Genomic DNA, 17611 nt, shown 5'->3' on the forward strand with positions numbered 1-17611 from the left:
TTCATTCATGCGCGCATCGCATCTAATAGTTTTCCTTAGATTAAAACCAAGGTTTCCCCAATTTATCTCTGGCATTGGAGTGATTACTATAGAACCATGTTAAGAATTTTAATTTGGAGGCAACAATCATGAAAACGCAAAAACCTGTTACCGTCATCGCATTAATAGCTGCTTTATTTTTTGTTGCTTTGCCTTTCGGTTCTGCAAGCGCGGAGCAATCAGTTACCACAAGCAATCATACGCAACTTGCTAAACATCATGAAGCTTTGTTGAAAGAAGCCGAAGCGAAGCTTGAAGAGCACAGAGTGGCTTTAGAAGACTATCAATCGAATTTCCAATATTATGGTAGAAGAGGCCAAGAATTCCAATCTCACGAAACTGCTAATATTCGTGAATACGAAAAAGAAGTAGCTGAGCACAGGGCTCAAGCAGAATTGCATTACAAATTAGCTGCTGAAGAAAATAAATCAACGACATTTGCCAGTAATGGTAACGCATCACAAGCTAATTAATAGAGAACCACCGCTTTAAATAAAAAAGCCGCTTGTAAGCGGCTTTTTTAATGCGCTTTTTCTTATTTTCTTATTGAATGCTTTGCATTAGTAGAGTATGCCTATACTTACCATGCTATTCATTGCTACCACAGAAAGCTCGTTACTTTCTTCCTCATGATTTTCTGATTGAATACAATTTTTGCAAACGACGTATCTGCACAGGCAACACCATAGCATACGTGTAAAGGTAATAAATGTTCTTCTCTGGGATGGCAGTAACGCGCAGCTGGTGCTTTTTGCCAGTCAATCAGCCTTAGCTTCTGTTCTTCCTGTGATAAACCTTCGTCGGAACAAGTTTCTTGCAACCAATAGTCAAACGCCTCGTTTTCGGAATCGCTATCACTGCCTTTTAAAAAGAACTGCTGCAAATTGTGAAAGGACATTCCCGAGCCAATAATAAGGACGTTTTCCTTTCTCAAAGAGCTCAAGGATTTTCCCACGTTAATGTGCTGTTCCGGGTTTAAATTTCTCAGTAGAGATAACTGAACACAAGGGATATTCGCCTCTGGATACATCAGCATAAGTGGAATAAACATGCCATGGTCAAACCCCCGCTGCGCGTCCAATTTCGCTGGAATGCCTTGCGATATAAGCAATTCAGAGATTTTCTTGGCAAGCTGTGACTGACCTGGAGCTGAATATTGAATCCGATAAGCTTCATCAGGAAAACCGTAATAATCATAAATTAATTCAGGATGGTTGCCGCTTGTAATCGTTGCTTGGTCTTCCTCCCAGTGCGCGCTGATGATGAGTATCGCTGAGGGCTTATTCAGATCGCGAGCTATCTCTCTAAGAAAAACAACCAATTTCTCCTGAGCTTTATCTCCTAGAATCGGCAGTGGGCCTCCACCATGAGGTATATATATAACCGATGAAAGTTTTTCTGATGAATGCTTATTCATTTTTCATATGCTTATCCGCATCTGTGCAGCTACTTAGGTTAATTTTTGAGCAATTTTTGCAACATGAGATCCTTGGAAGCGAGCAATTTTTAATTCGTTTTCTGATGGTTGTCTACTGCCGTCTCCACCAGCAAGCGTTCCAGCTCCATACGGAGAGCCGCCTGTAATTTCACTCATATTCATGATTTCTTGACATGAATAAGGGGTGCCCACAATGATCATGCCATGATGGAGTAAAGTAGTATGAAACGAAGTTATCGTAGTTTCTTGTCCACCATGTTGAGTGCCGGTAGAGGTAAATACACTGCCAACTTTACCGATCAGACTCCCATTAAGCCATAACTTACCTGTCTGATCGAGAAAATTCCTCATTTGCGCGCACATATTGCCAAAGCGTGTGGGGGTACCAAAAATTATAGCGTCATAGCTTGCTAACTCATCAACAGTTGCAATAGGCGCTTCTTGATTGAGTTTCGCTCCCACTTTGCGCGCTACTTCATCAGGCATGAGTTCTGGAACACGTTTAACAACAACCTCGGTACTTTCAACGCTTTTAGCACCTTCAGCTACAGCGTGAGCCATAATTTCGATGTGACCATATGTGCTGTAGTAAAGAACGAGAATTTTTGTCATGTTGTACCTCCTTATTTATTAATAATTGTTTAAGGGTTTTGTCGGTTTTACTCCTCAGTCAAATATAAAGCAATAGACCGAAGCGTTTCTGTAGAATTTTATGGGAAAAGGCTTTGCTCAAAGCAGCATTTTCATATCTCACTAACAGTAGCTTGCCGATGAATTGCATAGGATTTGTTTGATTTTATCAAAGGTTAAAATTTTATTCGTAGTCGCAGATTATGTCTTCATTTTGAAACTTCGGACTCCATGAAAATCAGCATACTGGAGTTGTCCCAATTTGACGGGTGTTTTTTTCATGAAGTCAATATGCTGATTATTTCAAGTAAACTGAAATAGCCTTAGCTGCAATACCGCGTAGTCGTTCAACACACCGTTTTTCCAGTCATGTTACGCACGGTTATCTTTATAATGCACAGGGAATGAGGAGAATCGCCAGTTCGTTTGCAGACATGCTGCTGAGATTCAGGTGCGGATAATAGATATGCTTTGAAAGCCAGCATCCACTAGTACAGGTGCTTAAACGATGTCTTGAAAATAAGTTAGAATAGCAATTTAGAATTTTTAAATGGGAGTTCCTGAATGTCAATGGCAGACCGCGATGGTGTAATTTGGTATGACGGTAAAATGGTTCCTTGGCGGGATGCAAACACACATGTGCTGACTCACACGCTGCACTATGGTTTGGGTGTCTTCGAAGGTGTGCGTGCGTATGAAACGGAGCGTGGCACCGCGATATTTCGCTTACCGGAACACACGAACCGATTATTTAATTCCGCGCATATTTTGATGATGAAAATACCGTATGACAAGACTACATTGATGCAAGCGCAATGCGATGTTGTCAGGCAGAATAAATTGTCGTCATGCTATATACGCCCACTTGTGTTTTATGGTTCAGAAGCTATGGGGCTTTCCGCCAAAACACTTTCGGTCCACGTTATTATTGCTGCGTGGCCTTGGGGTACTTATTTGGGCCCTGAGAGTCTAGAAAAAGGGATTCGGGTTAAAACTTCCTCATTCACGCGGCATCATGTCAATACCAATATGTGCCGCGCTAAATCGGTTTCGACCTACACGAACTCTATTTTGGCTAACCAGGAAGTGTCAGCGAATGGGTATGATGAAGCTTTGTTGCTCGATACGGATGGTTATGTTGCAGAAGGCTCGGGAGAAAATATTTTTATCATAAAGCAAGGTAAGGTTTTCACGCCAGATTTAACTGCTTGTCTTGAAGGTATTTCTAGAGCTTCTGTCATCGAGTTGGCAGGAGAAATTGGTGTGCCTGTTATCGAGAAGCGTATTACTCGCGATGAAGTCTATTGTGCAGATGAAGCTTTTTTCACGGGCACAGCCGCTGAGGTTACACCAATTCGTGAGTTGGACAATCGTATGATTGGCGATGGCAAACGAGGTCCTATCACTACTCAAATACAATCGATGTTTTTCGAGTGCGTCAAAGGCAAAGCTCAAAAACATATGGATTGGCTTACCCTGGTTTAACAAAGTCAGTTATTTTGGAGTTACTATGAGTCAACAGAATACTAATAACAAATCACGAGAAGTTGAAATTACTGCGGATGATCTACCATTACACTGCCCTATGCCTTCAATGATACTGTGGAACTCGCATCCGCGTGTATTTTTACCGATTGAGGCAACGGGCGAAGCGTTGTGTCCTTATTGCGGCACGTACTATGTGCTCAAAGGTGGTGCGAGAGGAGGGCACCATTAACCGTACGTGATCATTAGTAAAAACAGCTAGTTTGTTTTTCAACATTACTTTAAAGCAAAGGACACTATGAATCAGATTCCGCAAGAAATATTTAAAGCCTATGATATCCGGGGTATTGTTGGAAAAACAATCACTGTAGAAAATGTTGAGAAGATCGGTCAGGCCATTGGTTCTGAGGCACGTGCTAGAAAACTGTCGACTGTTGCCATAGGTCGCGATGGAAGATTATCCGGTCAAGAACTATCGCAAGCACTGGCCCGAGGTATCCAGAAAAGTGGCGTTGATGTTATCGATGTCGGTATGGTAGCAACGCCGATGCTATATTACGCTGCGCATGAGTTATGCCAGTACTCGGGGGTTATGGTGACTGGCAGTCACAATCCACCCGAATATAATGGTTTTAAAATTGTTCTTGGCGGTACCACTTTATCGGCCGATACAATTCAGGCGTTGCGCATTCGTATTGAAAACAACGACCTTACACAAGGTAGCGGACAATATTCTGAGCATAGCATTGCCAAAGTTTATGCTGAGCGAATCAGGAGCACTATCAAATTAGCTCGCCCAATGAAAGTTGTGGTTGATTGCGGTAATGGCGTAACAGGTGCATTTGCTCCTGAGCTCTATCGTGCATTGGGTTGCGAGGTCATAGAATTATTTTGTGAAGTCGATGGTACTTTCCCCAATCATCATCCCGATCCATCGGTGCCTAAAAATTTACAAGATGTTATTCAAAAATTAAAGTCATCGGATGCTGAAATTGGTCTTGCTTTTGACGGTGATGGCGATCGTTTGGGTGTGGTAACTAAGCAAGGACGCATTATTAATCCAGATCGCCAGTTGATGCTTTTCGCCGCGGATGTTTTATCTAGAAATCCGGGTGGGGAAATTATTTTCGATGTCAAATGTACACGTAATTTGGCGCCATGGATTAGAAAACATGGCGGCATTCCTACAATGTGGAAAACCGGACATTCCTTTATCAAAGCAAAATTAAATGAATCGGAAGCACTTCTGGCCGGTGAGATGAGTGGTCATTTGTTTTTTAAAGAGCGTTGGTATGGTTTTGATGATGGATTATATGCAGGTGCACGATTGCTGGAGCTTTTAAGCCGGGAATCGGATATGAATACTGTTCTGAACAATCTACCTGATAGCATTAACACACCGGAGTTACAAGTGCATACTGCTGAAGGTGAAAATTATTCATTGATTGCTGAATTACAAAAGAAAGCAGTGTTTAATAGTCCGCAACAAGTTGTGACTATTGATGGACTGCGAGTTGAATATAGCGATGGTTTCGGTCTTGCTCGAGCATCGAATACAACACCGGTTATGGTTTTGCGGTTCGAAGCTGATAGTGAGGCGGCTTTAAAAAGAATTCAAGAAGACTTCCGTAACAACATCAAGAAAGTAAAACCAGACGTGCAGTTGCCATTTTAATTGATTGTTTTTATTGTGTAGTTTAAACGCGATGCATATTGCGATAGCGCAAATCAATCCGATTGTTGGTGATATTTCCGGCAACGCAGAGAAAATTTTACGAGCCGTGCGACAAGCGAAGCTTAAAGGTGCGAAGCTTGTTATAACGCCCGAACTTGCATTGTGTGGGTATCCGCCTAAAGATCTATTGTTGCGCGACGATTTTTATCAATCGTGTTACCAAACCCTACAAATGATCACGCAGGAGATTGATGACATAACGCTCGTGATAGGTCATCCACACCATGACGGCTGTAAGCTATATAACTCGGCTTCAGTCATTTGTTCAGGCAAGATTACGCATACATACCACAAAAGATTTCTGAGTAAACCACCGTTCTTTAATGAGTTTTATTATTTTGATGAAGGTTTGGAGCCTTGCTTTTTAAACTTCAATGGACTCAAGTGCTGTATTGAAATTGGCGCGGATGCGTTACTACATTCCGATCCGAGAAAATATACACACGCTGACGTCGATATCTTGTTGTTTCTGAATGCTTCCCCGTATTTCATCGACAAGCAAGTAACACGATATCAGGATACGCAACACTATATCAAGTATACGGGTGTTAGTGTCATTCATGTTAATCTGGTTGGCGGACAAGACGGTTTGGTGTTTGACGGAGCTTCCTTTGTTATGAATGCTGCGGGTGAGTTAGTTCATCAATGTAAGGAACTGATAGATACGATTGATTATATTGAGATTCAAAATCGCCAGCCGGTAAAAAATCATACGCTCGCAATTTCATTGCCTCCGATAGCCAGTGTTTATCAGGCATTATGTCTAGGTGTCAGGGATTATGTTCATAAGAATAATTTTTCGGGTGTTTTGATAGGATTGTCGGGAGGCGTAGATTCTGCGCTGGTACTAGCAATCGCTGTAGATGCATTGGGTGCGGAGCGAGTAAAAACCGTGATGATGCCCACGCAATATACGGCTGACATGAGCTTAGCAGATGCGCGAGAGATGGCCGATCGATTGGGGGTTTTGCATTCGGAATGTAATATTCAACCGCTGTTTGATTTGTATTTGTCGAAGATGGTCAGTGACTTTGCAATTTCATCCGAATTATTGAATACTTCGACGATGCCGGAGAATTTACAAGCACGCATTCGTGGCACCGTATTAATGGCACTTTCTAATCATAGTGGTTCGGTTGTATTAACAACCAGCAATAAATCTGAGTTTGCTGTGGGTTATTGCACTTTGTACGGCGATATGGCAGGTGGTTTGGCAGTACTTAAAGATGTTACCAAAACATTGGTTTATCAGCTTTGTCATTATCGTAATAAAATCAATCCGATTATTCCAGAGCGAATCCTACAGCGGGCACCTTCTGCTGAGTTACGGCTTAATCAAACCGATCAAGATACCTTGCCACCGTATGAAATTCTCGATACTGTTATTGAAGCGTATGTTGAGAAGAATTACTCACGTAATGAAATTATAGCGCTGCAATTTGATCCGGAAATCGTAGATAAGATAATTCACTTGATTCATCTTAACGAATACAAACGACATCAAGCTCCAATAGGGATACGTGTTACATGCTGCGATTTTGATCACGCATGGCACTATCCCATTACCTCTCATTACAAGTCTTAACATATCCTTTGCGTTTTCGCTTGTTCAGGTCATATGACGTGGTCAAGTAAAAACCGGACATTCTAGTTAAGCTATTTTTCCTTAACTGAAATGTCCGGTTTCATTAAATCATGTCAATATTCAATCTTTATCCTTCTCAGGGGTAACTGTAGCTTTATGAGTTTCCTCTATAGCTTCCGGCTTTTGAGGTAAGTGTTGATCGGTGCTATTGGTAGCGTCCTTGCGTTTCGATGTCAGTTTACCAATGATAACGAAAAATAGCGGCACAAAGAAGATTGCTAAGAAAGTGGCAGTCAACATGCCTCCAAAAACACCTGTACCAATCGAATTGCGGCTTGCCGCACCAGCACCGGTTGCTACGACAAGTGGTACTACTCCTAAAATAAAAGCCATGGAAGTCATGATGATCGGACGGAAGCGCAATCGTGCCGCATCCATAGCCGCATCTATTAACGATGCTCCTGCGGCTCGTTGCTGATTGGCAAATTCAACGATCAGGATAGCATTCTTTGCAGCCAGCCCAATCAGTGTTACCAAGCCAATTTGAAAGTAAACGTCATTGCTCATGTCTAGCACCCAAATGGCCAGGAGCGCTCCCAAGATCCCAAAAGGAATTGCAAGAATAACGGCAAATGGCACAGACCAGCTTTCATAAAGTGCGGCCAATAGCAGGAATACCATCAACATAGCAAAAATGAATATAAAAGTACCTTCTCCGCTTGCTTTGCGTTCTTGTAGCGATATGCCGCTCCAATCAATACTATAGCCTTTCGGTACCAGAATTTCATTGGCTATTTCTTCCAGTGCCGCAAGTGCTTGCCCCGAGCTGTAACCATGTGCCGCACTGCCTAGCACAAGCGCCGAGTTGAAGCCATTGAAATGCGTTACCGGATCTGGACCACTGGTAAATTCGGTTGTTACCACGGTATTCAAAGGAATCATGGTTTGTGTCGAACCTGCACGAGCGCGTACATAGACTTTGCTGATATCGTCGGGATTGGAACGGTATTCCGGTAGGGCTTCAGTTTGTACCCGGTAAACACGGCCAAACTTTAAAAAATCGTTGACATAAAAATTACCGAAGTAGGCCTGCATGGTATCGAATACTTCTGAAATAGGTACTCCCAGAGCTTTGGCTCGTTCCCGATCCACTTTTGCGAATAATCTGGGAGAACTGATACGAAAATTAGTGTTGGCAGCTGCAATTGCCGGGTGTTCCATTGCCTTGGCGACAAACTCTTGAGCAACGTTGGCGAATTCGTTGAAATCGCCACCGCTTGGATCCTGTAATTGTGCGGTGAAGCCGCCGGTGGTGCCCAGGCCGGGGATCGATGGCGCATTGAAAGCAAGAATCAAGGCTTCAGGAATTTTAGCAAATTCCTGGAAAGCAGATGCGATAAGCCCGGGTACTTTCTCATCTTCATGTTTTCGGTCATCCCAATGATGCAGTGGAACGAACATTGTCGCTTGATTTGAACCCCGCGTGGTAAAAACAAAGTTTTGTCCTGCCAAAGTATCGGTTGAATGAACCGCTGGCTTGGATTGAAAAAAGCTTTCAATCTTTTCCAATACGCTGATAGTGCGAGACATCGAAGCGCCGTCTGGCAACTGCACAATAGTAATAAAATAACCCTGATCTTCCTCTGGTAGAAAACTACTAGGGATCGTTCTGAACAGTCCAACGAGAAGCGCTATCAATAGCACGAAAATGATCAAAAAGATCGCTGATCGTTTTATGACAATTCCAACTGCACCGGTATAACGCGTTTGCATCCAATCGAAAGAGCGATTAAATATTTGCCAGAACCGGTTTTGCGGACCATGGCTTGGTTTAAGAACGATAGCACATAATGCCGGACTGAGCGTCAGTGCAACGAATCCGGAAATGGCCACAGATAATGCAATGGTAATAGCGAATTGCTTATATAGCTGGCCGGTGATTCCACCCAGAAAGGCAACCGGTACGAACACGGCAGCAAGTACCAAAACAATAGCGATGACCGGTCCACTGACCTCGGTCATCGCTATCTTCGCCGCTTCCTTCGGTGAAAGACCACCTTCGCTCATATGTCGCTCGACGTTCTCCACTACCACAATCGCGTCGTCGACTACGATACCGATAGCCAGAACCATGCCAAAAAGCGTTAAAGTATTGATCGAAAATCCCAATGCCTCCATACCGGCAAGTGTTCCGATCAATGAAATAGGAACTGCAACAGCGGGAATCAAGGTTGCGCGCCAGCTTTGCAAAAACAGGAAGACTACCAGAATAACCAGAAACATTGCCTCAGCGAGCGTGTGGAGTACCTCGCGTATCGATACTTCAATAAATGTGGTCGTATCGTAGGGAATATCATAAGAAACGCCTGGTGGAAAACTAGTGGACATTCTGTCCATTTCTTCTCGTACCCGTCGGACAGTATCGAGTGCGTTGGCACCGGGTGATAGAAAAGTCAACAGAAATGTATTGGGTTTTCCATTCCATCGTCCTTCCAAATCATAGGATTGTGCACCCAACTCAATCTTTGCTACATCCTGCATGCGAACCATTGAGCCATCCGGGTAGGCACGAATGATCATGCTTTCAAATTCCTTGACATCCTGCATGCGGCCTTGCGTGATTACCGGAATGGTCAATTCGGTACCGTTTGGGGTTGGTTCCCGGCCAATCCTGCCAGCCGGGAAATCACGGTTTTGCTCGCGTACGACTTCCGCGATCTCAGTCGGAGTAATATTCAATTGCGCCATGCGGATGGGATCGAGAATGATGCGCATGGAATAATTCTGCGCGCCGAATATCATCGCATCGCCAACGCCAGGAAGCCGTTTGACGTTGTCAAGAATGCGCAATATTGCATAATTCGACAAGTAAATGGTGTCGTGCTTGGGATCGGTAGAACTTAATGCAACTACTGCTAGTAGATCCGGTGAGGTTTTCTTTACAGTGACACCCTGGCGTATGACCTCATCGGGTAATTGCGGCTCGGCAAGGCGCTGTCGATTCTGAGTTTGGACTTGTGCGATATCTATATCAGTGCCAATTTCGAACGTAAGCTTCATGGTCATATGGCCATCGTTCGTGCTGGTTGATTCGTAATATAGCAAATTATCGATACCCGGCAATTGCACTTCAATGGGGCGTGCCACCGTATCCGCCACTACTTCCGCGCTAGCGCCCGGATAGTCGGCTTCGATTTGCACCATGGGTGGCACAATCTGTGGGAACTGCGAAATTGGCAGGTTTGTCAAGGAGACCAGACCGACAATAACAATAATAATGGATAAAACCGAGGAAAAAATCGGACGATCTATAAAAAAATTGGAGTTCATGTTGCGCTTTCCGCGGTATTTTCATCGGTCGAGGGTGATGGGGAAGTCTTTTCATCTTGATGAGGAACGGCCTTTACTTCAACGCCTGGTAGAATGCGGAAGAAGCCGTCCACCACTACGCGCTCCCCAGCTTTTAAGCCTTCCTCGATCAGCCATTCTTTATCGTGCCACGTACTGGCTCGAATCGGTCGTAATTGCACTTTATTGTGCTCATCGACAACATACACGAACGATCTGCCAGATCCCTGTTGAACGGCACGTTGCGGGATCAAGATGGCAGCAGTTCGAATAAATCCCTTGACGCGAATTTTGACGAATTGGCCGGGGAAGAAGGACGATTCGCCGGGAGATTTTGTTCCTCCCGGATTAGGAAATGTAAAACGCCCTTGCAGTGTGCCTGTTTCAGGCCTTATCCCGACATCTGCAAAATCAAGCAATCCATCATGGGGATAGACGCTGCCATCCGCAAAGGTCAAGGTGCCGCGCAGTTTGAAAATATCAGGGCGCTGGACTTTTTGCTCAGCTAATTCACGCCGACGTCGCAAAAGATAGTTTTCAGGTACACTGACATTGACATACATGGGATCCAGTTGATCGATAGTGGTCAACAATGTCGTTTGTGCCGAAACTAGTCGCCCTTCATAAAAATTGCTGCGGCTAATGCGGCCATTTACTGGTGCGGTAATCACCGTATTATCCAGATCGAATTTTGCTTTAACGAGCTCATGCTGTGCAGCGTCAAGCGCAGCTTTGGCCGCTAACACTTCGGCTTGAGCATCATCTACATTTTTTTTACTGACAGCTTGCTGCTTAAGCAATGGACCAACGCGTGCCAGATCCTGCTTGGCTTGGGTTAAACGTGCTTTCGCCTGCTCCACTCTTGCTTTGCTGCTAAGATACACGGCACGGAAAGGAATGGGATCAATTAGATATAACTGATCGTCTTTTTTTACATTACGGCCTTCCGTGAAAGATATTTTTTTGATAATACCACTGACCTGCGGACGGATCTCGACCGGTCGAAACGCTTCTGCTTGGCCTATGAAATCTGTTTCATCGGGAATCATTTGCTGCGTTACGGTAATAACCCCAACCTCAGGAGTGGGAGGAATTGGTGGCTCAGGAGGTTTAGAGCAACTTACTAACAGTACTCCGAGGCAAGCATAGCAGGCTAATTTGAACAAGTCAGCATAAGTGGTGTCGGTGGCTTTTTTTATCATGAGATACAAATCGTAAGAAATTAAATTGGAGTCGGTTGATTTAAATAAATATATCGATGAACAGAATTAGAGATCGATAAATCAAAACTAACTTTTTTAATGCAACAGAAAGCTAATTGCAATGCTTTTTTGTCCAGGAAGTACAATGAATAATCCAATATTACAATAGCGCTTTGCTGTTTTTCTCGAGATTTCCATTGTTATCAAACATCCCATCCCTTAGTTGTAGAAATATTTTCTAGTGATCCATGGCGGGGCATATCTAAATAGATCAAAATATCGCGTGGAAGTTGTTGTGCCGTTGTTGTATCGCTGCTGCCTATGCGATAGAGATTTGATAGTGTATCTCTAGTCTCCTTATCGTGATGCCACACTAGAGTCTGTTATCTGCTCAAAGGCGCTTTTTTCATCAGTATTATTAACACTTACAGGCACCGAATCAGGTGCGCTTTCTGGTAACCACCCGCCGCCTAACGCCCTATAAAGCTGCACAATTGAAACCAAGTGGAAACGTTGTGTGGCGCTAAGAGAAAATTCCGCATCAAATAAATTCCGTTTGGCAAGCAAAACATCCACGTAGCTCGTAATACCACCTTTATAGCGCAGATCGGCTATATGTAATGCTGAATGTAAGGATTCGACTTGATCTTTTTTTGCCACAAGTTGATTTTTTACCGTTTGAATTGCCACTAAAGCGTCTTCAACTTCTTTGAACGCAACTAAAATGGTTTGTTCATACTGCGCCAAAGCTTGCCGTGTTCTAGCTTCTGCGGCGCGTTGCTCAAAGCCCAGGCCTTGTGCGTTGATCAATGGAACAGCCAAACCTAAACCGCCTACACCAAACTGACCGTCGGACATTAATAAATTAGAAATTGCCGGGCTAGCGACGCCTAACGCTCCAGTAACCGAAAATTTAGGGAAGCGTGCGGCTTTAGCCACGCCAATTCTTGCCGTAGCAGCCGCCAGCATTTGCTCGGCTTGCAGGATATCTGGGCGGCGTTGCAGTAATTCGGAAGGAATGCCCGCGGGTACTTCAATTAAGATGGTTTGTTCCACCAAGGAATATCGTCCTTGTGGAATAGTACGCGGATTTTCTCCCACTAGTACACTCAATTCGTTTTCTTTTTGTGCCAGCTGCCGTTTGATTTCTGCTACTCGAGATGCTGCATTCGCATACTCCGCTTCAAACTGATCGAGATCCAATCGAGAGATGATGCCCCATTCCAATTGCGCGCGAGAAATGTCAACAGAATCTTTCCAAGAAGCTAATGCGCGGTATGCTATCTTAAGCTGTGTTTGAAATTGCAACAAATCAAAATATGACTGCGCGACGTTACTGATTAATAACAAAACAAGTCCGCGGCGATTCTCTTCGCGCGCCATTAGATCTGCCCGAGCGGCTTCATTTGAACGGCGAATCCGACCCCAAAGATCAATTTCCCAATTCATGGTGTTCATTCCATAATAGCTGTAGGGAGTAGGAAAACCGGCGCGTGAAAATCCACCCATGTCACCCATAAAAGGCCCATACACACTTGCATCTATGTTGGGTACAAAATCCATGAATGCACTTTTTAAACGAGCTTGCATTTCCTCGATACTGGCCTCGGCCTGTTTAAGTTCTTTATTGCCTAATAAAGCTTGATTAATGAGTCGTTGTAGATTTTCATCATGAAATACGTCCCACCATGGAAGATTGGCAATAGACTCTCCCTCTGCATGTGAGATGCGAAACTTTTCATTAACTTCAATTTGAGGACGATTGTAGTCTGGACCCATGGCACAGCCTGATAGGAATAAATAGCAACAAAGCCAGAAAAAACGGATAGAAAGCCAATTGCTGAATTTACATTTATCGCGGAAGTGTTTTACCATGAATTGCATAAAGTCGGTGATTTACGGACCAATATCAGAATCAAAATATATACATCTTAACTCTTACCCAAGCCTTTCGATTTCTTGATGAGATGCCAGGCAAGATGAATGACAGTATACCAAAATAGATAATGCCTGGATTTTAATTGAATCGCAACCCTGTAAATTTCCCCGATGATAGCTTTGAAATTGATATCTGACGAAGGTATAGTGATCGTGTTGTGTTATTTTTTGTTTTATTAGTGATAATACCTGTGCGCAATAAAAGCTGAGACCCCCGATTGATTGTATATATATGAATGTTATGCGAATTAAAGACTATATTATAGAGATTAATGAGAATGCATTCTGATTTTAATGTTCGAGATTTAAATAAATTACTTTTGGGGATGGTTTTTATTGAATTGCTGTTTGTTGTTGTATACGTTCTAAATGTATTGTGGGGTAGTCCTAGTTGGGTCATTACGAAATTAGTCGACTTAGACGATGAGGGAAGTATCGCTACTTGGTTTTCCTCAATGCAGCTTTTTGTCGTGGGCTTGTTGTTTTTTTTAAAAAGCCGTCATGCCAATGCAATTGAACTGCCCTCGGCGACATTTTTTTGTATCCTGGGGCTGGGATTTATTTTTTTGTCGATTGATGAAGCAGCGGCAATCCATGAAAAAATCAATGCTGTACTGAAACAGACTGCGTTCATGCCGCGATTTAAAGGGGATCATGGCATCTGGATTTATGTGTATGTATTGTTCGCGGGAGTTCTCCTTAGTCTCGTGCTACGCAATTTTTTTGCGCTTTGGAAGCGCTCCCGTCAAATTGCTTTTATTATGGCCACGGGGTTACTAACGTTTGTAACCGGTGCAGTTTTACTTGAAATTATCAGTTATCAGTTTCTTCGTAACGATATAACCTCTTGGTACTATGTTATGGAAGTTGCTTTGGAAGAGTTTCTTGAAATGTTAGGAATCAGCATAGTGCTTTATGGTGCATTATTATTGCTTATGGAAGCTAATGCTATTGAAGGTAATGAGTAATTGGCTGCATATTGCAGGTGTTTTTTGATGTTTTTCTTCATTCTTGTTTAAATTCATGACAAGCAATAGAATGAAAGTGTCGTTGTTTTGTCAGTTCTGGTAATAACATCGATATTTCGAATATTTATAAGGATCGTAATAGAATGAGAAAAAAAATTGCTTCGATGGTAGCGGTCGGAATTGCGGTATGTATGCTTTTATTATCGAGCGTTGTATCAGCAGAAACTGGTTATGCAGTTCACTATAGCGATAAATTTCAAGGAAGAAAAACTGCCAGCAATGAAATTTTTGATCAAAATGAACTAACAGCCGCGCATAAAAAATTGCCTTTTGGCACACAAGTTAAAGTGACCAATTTGGCAAATGATCGTAGTGTCGTTGTAAAAGTCAATGATCGTATGGCGCGTCGTAACAAAAACATAATTGATCTGACAAAACGTGCCGCAGAGGAGCTTGGTTTTGTAAAAAGCGGTCGTGCTAAAGTTAAATTAGAGGTTGTGAATTAATACGCGGCGCACTCCGTTTTCAAATTATTCAAACTGAAAATCTATACGAATCTTGAATAGAAAGGTAGATATGCCGAAAAGACATATTTCTGATTTGTAAGTAAAGTTTTTATACTGGCTCCAAGAGATAATCAAATTTATGCAGAATCCAGAACCTCCTGTAATCAAGCCGTTCGTTTTTGTTTTCAGTTGGCGAAGATTTTTCTTGCATTTTCTAATTATGGGCGTGTGTGCTGTGCTGGGCGTGATGACCTGGTATTTCTCCAAACCACATAGCACTCGATTCTATGAGGCGAGCTTCGAGTCACCGATGATTGTTGCGCTGACACCTGAAATTGATATAGCGCTTGATAAACGAAGTATTCTTGCAGTAAAAGAGGGCGATCCGCTACGAGCGGAATTGTTTGTGGGGAATGTTTATTTTGATGTTAAAAATAAAGCTTCGCATGAATTGGAGTTGAAAGTAGGTCAAGTCGTTATTAAAGATATCGGTACTCGATTTAGTGTCCGGATGCGAAAAGATGGTGATCACCAAATTGCTGTTGCGAATGGTCAAGTTGAAATTTATCTCGCATCCGGTGTTTTTTATGTAAATGCTTTCGAGCAAGCTAATTTTAATGAGCATCGCTTGGATAAGCGCATGCTAATTCATGAGAACGATATTGCTCCTTGGCGGCTTCTCTCTCACTAAAAATATAGGTCAGACCGAAGGCTCAATTAAATATGAAATGGTGAGTTTTTGCAAAAAGGGTTTTCTCGTAGATTCATCCGATTATTTGGGCTAATGTGTTCGATATCCATTGAGTTTTATGATCTTCCAGTCAAAGGCATGAATGTGTAGAAGATCATTCGGCAGTGGCATTGATAATGCTCCTTTAGTGGCGGGAGGGATGTCAGTGTCAATCGTATATGTTCTGGCTTGATACAGTGTGTCTTGATGTTCTTGTTCTGTATGGTGATGCCCATGTCCATGAATCGGAGTCATACTGATTGTTACTTGAGTGATGTGATAGTCTTTATTGCCATTATAGATGCTGCCACTGAAGATACCCCACCCAAATCCAGCATCGATCTGTAATTCTTGAATTGCTGTTTCTGGTAACTCAATAGACTGTTTTGCATTTGCTTGCTGACAGCAATTGGCAGCGTAAACAGTTACATTCGTAAAGAGTGGTTGCGATATCAATAATGCGGATAACAATGCGTTAATAGTTCTTGATTTGATCAACATAAAACTTCTCTTTTCTTTCAAATAATTATTTATTCGAATAATTGCTTAGGATGGCATCGGATGCTTAGGCAAACTACAACTCGCAATAAGCTTTTTAGACTAATTTGCGACACAGAAGCGAATCCGCAAAATTGAAATTTGTGTAACAATTTTCCCACGTGATAAGATTCATTCCAGAAACGAAACCCATATTATACCTGCTGTATCGAATTTATTACGTTACGATCCTATGAGTAGTATTTTTCCAGTTGATTCTACAATTTCTCCTGCTCTCGTTACTGCGATACGTCGAGTACTCCGCCCTCTGGTTAGGCTAATGTTGGCAAAAGGAATTACTTTTCCTTATCTATTCGAGACACTTAAAGATATATTTGTCGATGTGGCGGAAAAAGAATTCAAAATCAATGGTAAGCCCTCTACTGACAGTCATTTAAGTTTGTTAACTGGGATTCATCGTAAAGATATTAGGCGATTGAGACAAAGTGTTCGTTCTAACATTGAAGTTGTTCCACATGCTGTTTCACTAGGAGCGCGCCTTGTTAGTGTCTGGACTAGTGATCCTCGTTATTTGGATGAGAATAGCCTACCTAAGCCTTTGCCACGTTTTGCTAAACAAGGTGGAAAAATATCTTTCGAAGGATTGGTTGCTGGTGTAAGCTCAGATATTCGTTCGCGTGTGGTGCTTGATGAATGGACAAGGTTAGGGGTGGTACATTTCGATCCCGAGAAACGTGTTTGTTTGAATACTGCGGCATTTGTTCCGGCGCACGGCTTTGATGAAAAAATTTTTTATTTCGGCCACAATTTACATGACCATGCTGCAGCAGCAACCAGTAATTTGTTAGGTGAAAATCAACCCTTTCTGGAACGTAGTGTATACTACGATGGTTTAAGTGCAGGATCGATTAGATATCTTGTTGAAAAGTCTGAATTTCATGGCATGGAGTCGTTACTTTCAATTAACAAAGAAGCCTTGGAATTAGAAAAAAGAGATGCTTTGGACGGTAATGCTCAACATTATCGTATGACATTTGGAATCTATTTTTATAGTGAACCGACTGAATTTAAGGTGGCTAGTAATAATAAAGATAATCTATAAATTAATTGAGTGCTGTACTGAAGTAAAAGCCGAGTGGATATCATATAACTAAGCGAGAGGTATATTTTATGATAGCGTTACGTAACATAAGCAAAACTGCAGTGCATTTCAGCGTATATTTGCTGAGCACCATTACTTTATTATTTGCCTGCGTTGTTAACGCAGCAGCCAAAAATATTCACGAAATTCAGCCTCAATTGGAACCGAATACAGTTCTATATCAAAATCATCAAGCGGTTGAGTTCGATATCAGCAGTAGCAAGGGTTTGATTGCTTGTGAGGAAATCCAACAGAGTGGAATCGGAGGAACAGGTATCGATTCGGAAGAAGAAAGTACGATTGGTAAATACACTATCGAGTTAACTGATCGATGTGGTGGTGCCTGAAACGTACCTGAAACATAAACA

Annotated in this window: 16 protein-coding genes; 10 read left to right on the forward strand and 6 right to left on the reverse strand. The window is 42.5% G+C overall.

From position 1 onward, the window contains the following. The first annotated feature begins 128 nt into the window (after window positions 1–128). Complete coding sequence (locus W03_RS01215) at window positions 129–512, forward strand: hypothetical protein (protein WP_244070630.1); 384 nt, start codon at window positions 129–131, stop codon at window positions 510–512. Between the two features lie 125 nt (window positions 513–637). Here the strand turns inward: W03_RS01215 and W03_RS01220 are convergent, their stop codons facing one another. Together W03_RS01220 and wrbA are read right to left on the reverse strand one after the other, a co-directional pair. After that, entirely contained in the window at window positions 638–1456 is an 819-nt protein-coding gene (locus tag W03_RS01220; protein ID WP_244070632.1) for a class III extradiol ring-cleavage dioxygenase, read from the reverse strand. 33 nt (window positions 1457–1489) lie between these two features. After that, window positions 1490–2089: an NAD(P)H:quinone oxidoreductase gene (wrbA, locus tag W03_RS01225; RefSeq protein WP_244070634.1), complete on the reverse strand. Its 600-nt coding sequence runs from the start codon at window positions 2087–2089 to the stop codon at window positions 1490–1492. A 582-nt stretch (window positions 2090–2671) separates the two neighbouring features. Between wrbA and W03_RS01230 the strand changes: the two genes are divergently transcribed. The 4 genes from W03_RS01230 to W03_RS01245 all read left to right on the forward strand — a co-directional run bounded on the left by W03_RS01230 (window position 2672) and on the right by W03_RS01245 (window position 6912). After that, on the forward strand, window positions 2672–3592 hold the full coding sequence (locus W03_RS01230) for a branched-chain amino acid transaminase (RefSeq protein ID WP_244070636.1): 921 nt from the start codon (window positions 2672–2674) through the stop codon (window positions 3590–3592). A 25-nt stretch (window positions 3593–3617) separates the two neighbouring features. Then, window positions 3618–3824: a zinc-finger domain-containing protein gene (locus W03_RS01235; RefSeq protein ID WP_244070638.1), complete on the forward strand. Its 207-nt coding sequence runs from the start codon at window positions 3618–3620 to the stop codon at window positions 3822–3824. Between the two features lie 66 nt (window positions 3825–3890). Continuing rightward, window positions 3891–5267 (forward strand): phosphomannomutase/phosphoglucomutase, encoded by a 1377-nt coding sequence (locus tag W03_RS01240; RefSeq protein WP_244070640.1) that lies wholly within the window; start codon window positions 3891–3893, stop codon window positions 5265–5267. Window positions 5268–5298: 31 nt separating this feature from the next. Beyond that, window positions 5299–6912, forward strand: a complete 1614-nt coding sequence (locus tag W03_RS01245; RefSeq protein ID WP_244070642.1) for an NAD+ synthase — start codon at window positions 5299–5301, stop codon at window positions 6910–6912. A 120-nt stretch (window positions 6913–7032) separates the two neighbouring features. Here the strand turns inward: W03_RS01245 and W03_RS01250 are convergent, their stop codons facing one another. The 3 genes from W03_RS01250 to W03_RS01260 form a co-directional block, all read right to left on the reverse strand. Continuing rightward, window positions 7033–10242, reverse strand: coding sequence for a multidrug efflux RND transporter permease subunit (locus tag W03_RS01250; protein WP_244070644.1), 3210 nt, complete (start codon window positions 10240–10242; stop codon window positions 7033–7035). Further along, a complete protein-coding gene (locus W03_RS01255; RefSeq protein ID WP_244070646.1) occupies window positions 10239–11462 on the reverse strand; it encodes an efflux RND transporter periplasmic adaptor subunit in 1224 nt (407 codons plus the stop codon). Before W03_RS01255 ends, W03_RS01250 begins: the two co-directional genes overlap by 4 nt. A gap of 357 nt (window positions 11463–11819) precedes the next feature. Continuing rightward, window positions 11820–13346: an efflux transporter outer membrane subunit gene (locus W03_RS01260; protein WP_375792702.1), complete on the reverse strand. Its 1527-nt coding sequence runs from the start codon at window positions 13344–13346 to the stop codon at window positions 11820–11822. 326 nt (window positions 13347–13672) lie between these two features. On the opposite strand from W03_RS01260, the gene W03_RS01265 reads away from it, so the two are divergent. From W03_RS01265 to W03_RS01275, 3 genes are all read left to right on the forward strand, one after another. After that, window positions 13673–14368: a hypothetical protein gene (locus tag W03_RS01265; RefSeq protein ID WP_244070649.1), complete on the forward strand. Its 696-nt coding sequence runs from the start codon at window positions 13673–13675 to the stop codon at window positions 14366–14368. 143 nt (window positions 14369–14511) lie between these two features. Next, window positions 14512–14874 (forward strand): septal ring lytic transglycosylase RlpA family protein, encoded by a 363-nt coding sequence (locus tag W03_RS01270; protein WP_244070651.1) that lies wholly within the window; start codon window positions 14512–14514, stop codon window positions 14872–14874. A gap of 139 nt (window positions 14875–15013) precedes the next feature. After that, a complete protein-coding gene (locus W03_RS01275) occupies window positions 15014–15565 on the forward strand; it encodes a FecR domain-containing protein (RefSeq protein WP_244070653.1) in 552 nt (183 codons plus the stop codon). 90 nt (window positions 15566–15655) lie between these two features. On the opposite strand, the gene W03_RS01280 is transcribed toward W03_RS01275, so the two are convergent. After that, complete coding sequence (locus W03_RS01280; protein WP_244070655.1) at window positions 15656–16105, reverse strand: hypothetical protein; 450 nt, start codon at window positions 16103–16105, stop codon at window positions 15656–15658. 229 nt (window positions 16106–16334) lie between these two features. On the opposite strand from W03_RS01280, the gene W03_RS01285 reads away from it, so the two are divergent. Both W03_RS01285 and W03_RS01290 read left to right on the forward strand, forming a co-directional pair. After that, window positions 16335–17204, forward strand: a complete 870-nt coding sequence (locus tag W03_RS01285) for a DUF6502 family protein (protein WP_244070656.1) — start codon at window positions 16335–16337, stop codon at window positions 17202–17204. 68 nt (window positions 17205–17272) lie between these two features. Continuing rightward, the gene (locus W03_RS01290; protein WP_244070657.1) at window positions 17273–17590 is read left to right on the forward strand and encodes a hypothetical protein; all 318 of its coding nucleotides are present in this window, start codon (window positions 17273–17275) and stop codon (window positions 17588–17590) included. Window positions 17591–17611: the final 21 nt, after the last annotated feature.

It is taken from the genome of Nitrosomonas sp. PY1 (assembly GCF_022836435.1).
Lineage (GTDB): Bacteria > Pseudomonadota > Gammaproteobacteria > Burkholderiales > Nitrosomonadaceae > Nitrosomonas.

What these genes read in the sequence shown, in the direction of transcription:
- wrbA (WP_244070634.1), bottom strand. Translation starts at nt 2,089, where the DNA reads ATGACAAAAATTCTCGTTCTTTACTACAGCACATATGGTCACATCGAA.
- W03_RS01240 (WP_244070640.1), top strand. Translation starts at nt 3,891, where the DNA reads ATGAATCAGATTCCGCAAGAAATATTTAAAGCCTATGATATCCGGGGT.
- W03_RS01245 (WP_244070642.1), top strand. Translation starts at nt 5,299, where the DNA reads ATGCATATTGCGATAGCGCAAATCAATCCGATTGTTGGTGATATTTCC.
- W03_RS01285 (WP_244070656.1), top strand. Translation starts at nt 16,335, where the DNA reads ATGAGTAGTATTTTTCCAGTTGATTCTACAATTTCTCCTGCTCTCGTT.
- W03_RS01250 (WP_244070644.1), bottom strand. Translation starts at nt 10,242, where the DNA reads ATGAACTCCAATTTTTTTATAGATCGTCCGATTTTTTCCTCGGTTTTA.
- W03_RS01275 (WP_244070653.1), top strand. Translation starts at nt 15,014, where the DNA reads ATGCAGAATCCAGAACCTCCTGTAATCAAGCCGTTCGTTTTTGTTTTC.
- W03_RS01265 (WP_244070649.1), top strand. Translation starts at nt 13,673, where the DNA reads ATGAGAATGCATTCTGATTTTAATGTTCGAGATTTAAATAAATTACTT.
- W03_RS01230 (WP_244070636.1), top strand. Translation starts at nt 2,672, where the DNA reads ATGTCAATGGCAGACCGCGATGGTGTAATTTGGTATGACGGTAAAATG.
- W03_RS01215 (WP_244070630.1), top strand. Translation starts at nt 129, where the DNA reads ATGAAAACGCAAAAACCTGTTACCGTCATCGCATTAATAGCTGCTTTA.
- W03_RS01290 (WP_244070657.1), top strand. Translation starts at nt 17,273, where the DNA reads ATGATAGCGTTACGTAACATAAGCAAAACTGCAGTGCATTTCAGCGTA.
- W03_RS01280 (WP_244070655.1), bottom strand. Translation starts at nt 16,105, where the DNA reads ATGTTGATCAAATCAAGAACTATTAACGCATTGTTATCCGCATTATTG.
- W03_RS01260 (WP_375792702.1), bottom strand. Translation starts at nt 13,346, where the DNA reads ATGCAATTCATGGTAAAACACTTCCGCGATAAATGTAAATTCAGCAAT.
- W03_RS01220 (WP_244070632.1), bottom strand. Translation starts at nt 1,456, where the DNA reads ATGAATAAGCATTCATCAGAAAAACTTTCATCGGTTATATATATACCT.
- W03_RS01255 (WP_244070646.1), bottom strand. Translation starts at nt 11,462, where the DNA reads ATGATAAAAAAAGCCACCGACACCACTTATGCTGACTTGTTCAAATTA.
- W03_RS01270 (WP_244070651.1), top strand. Translation starts at nt 14,512, where the DNA reads ATGAGAAAAAAAATTGCTTCGATGGTAGCGGTCGGAATTGCGGTATGT.
- W03_RS01235 (WP_244070638.1), top strand. Translation starts at nt 3,618, where the DNA reads ATGAGTCAACAGAATACTAATAACAAATCACGAGAAGTTGAAATTACT.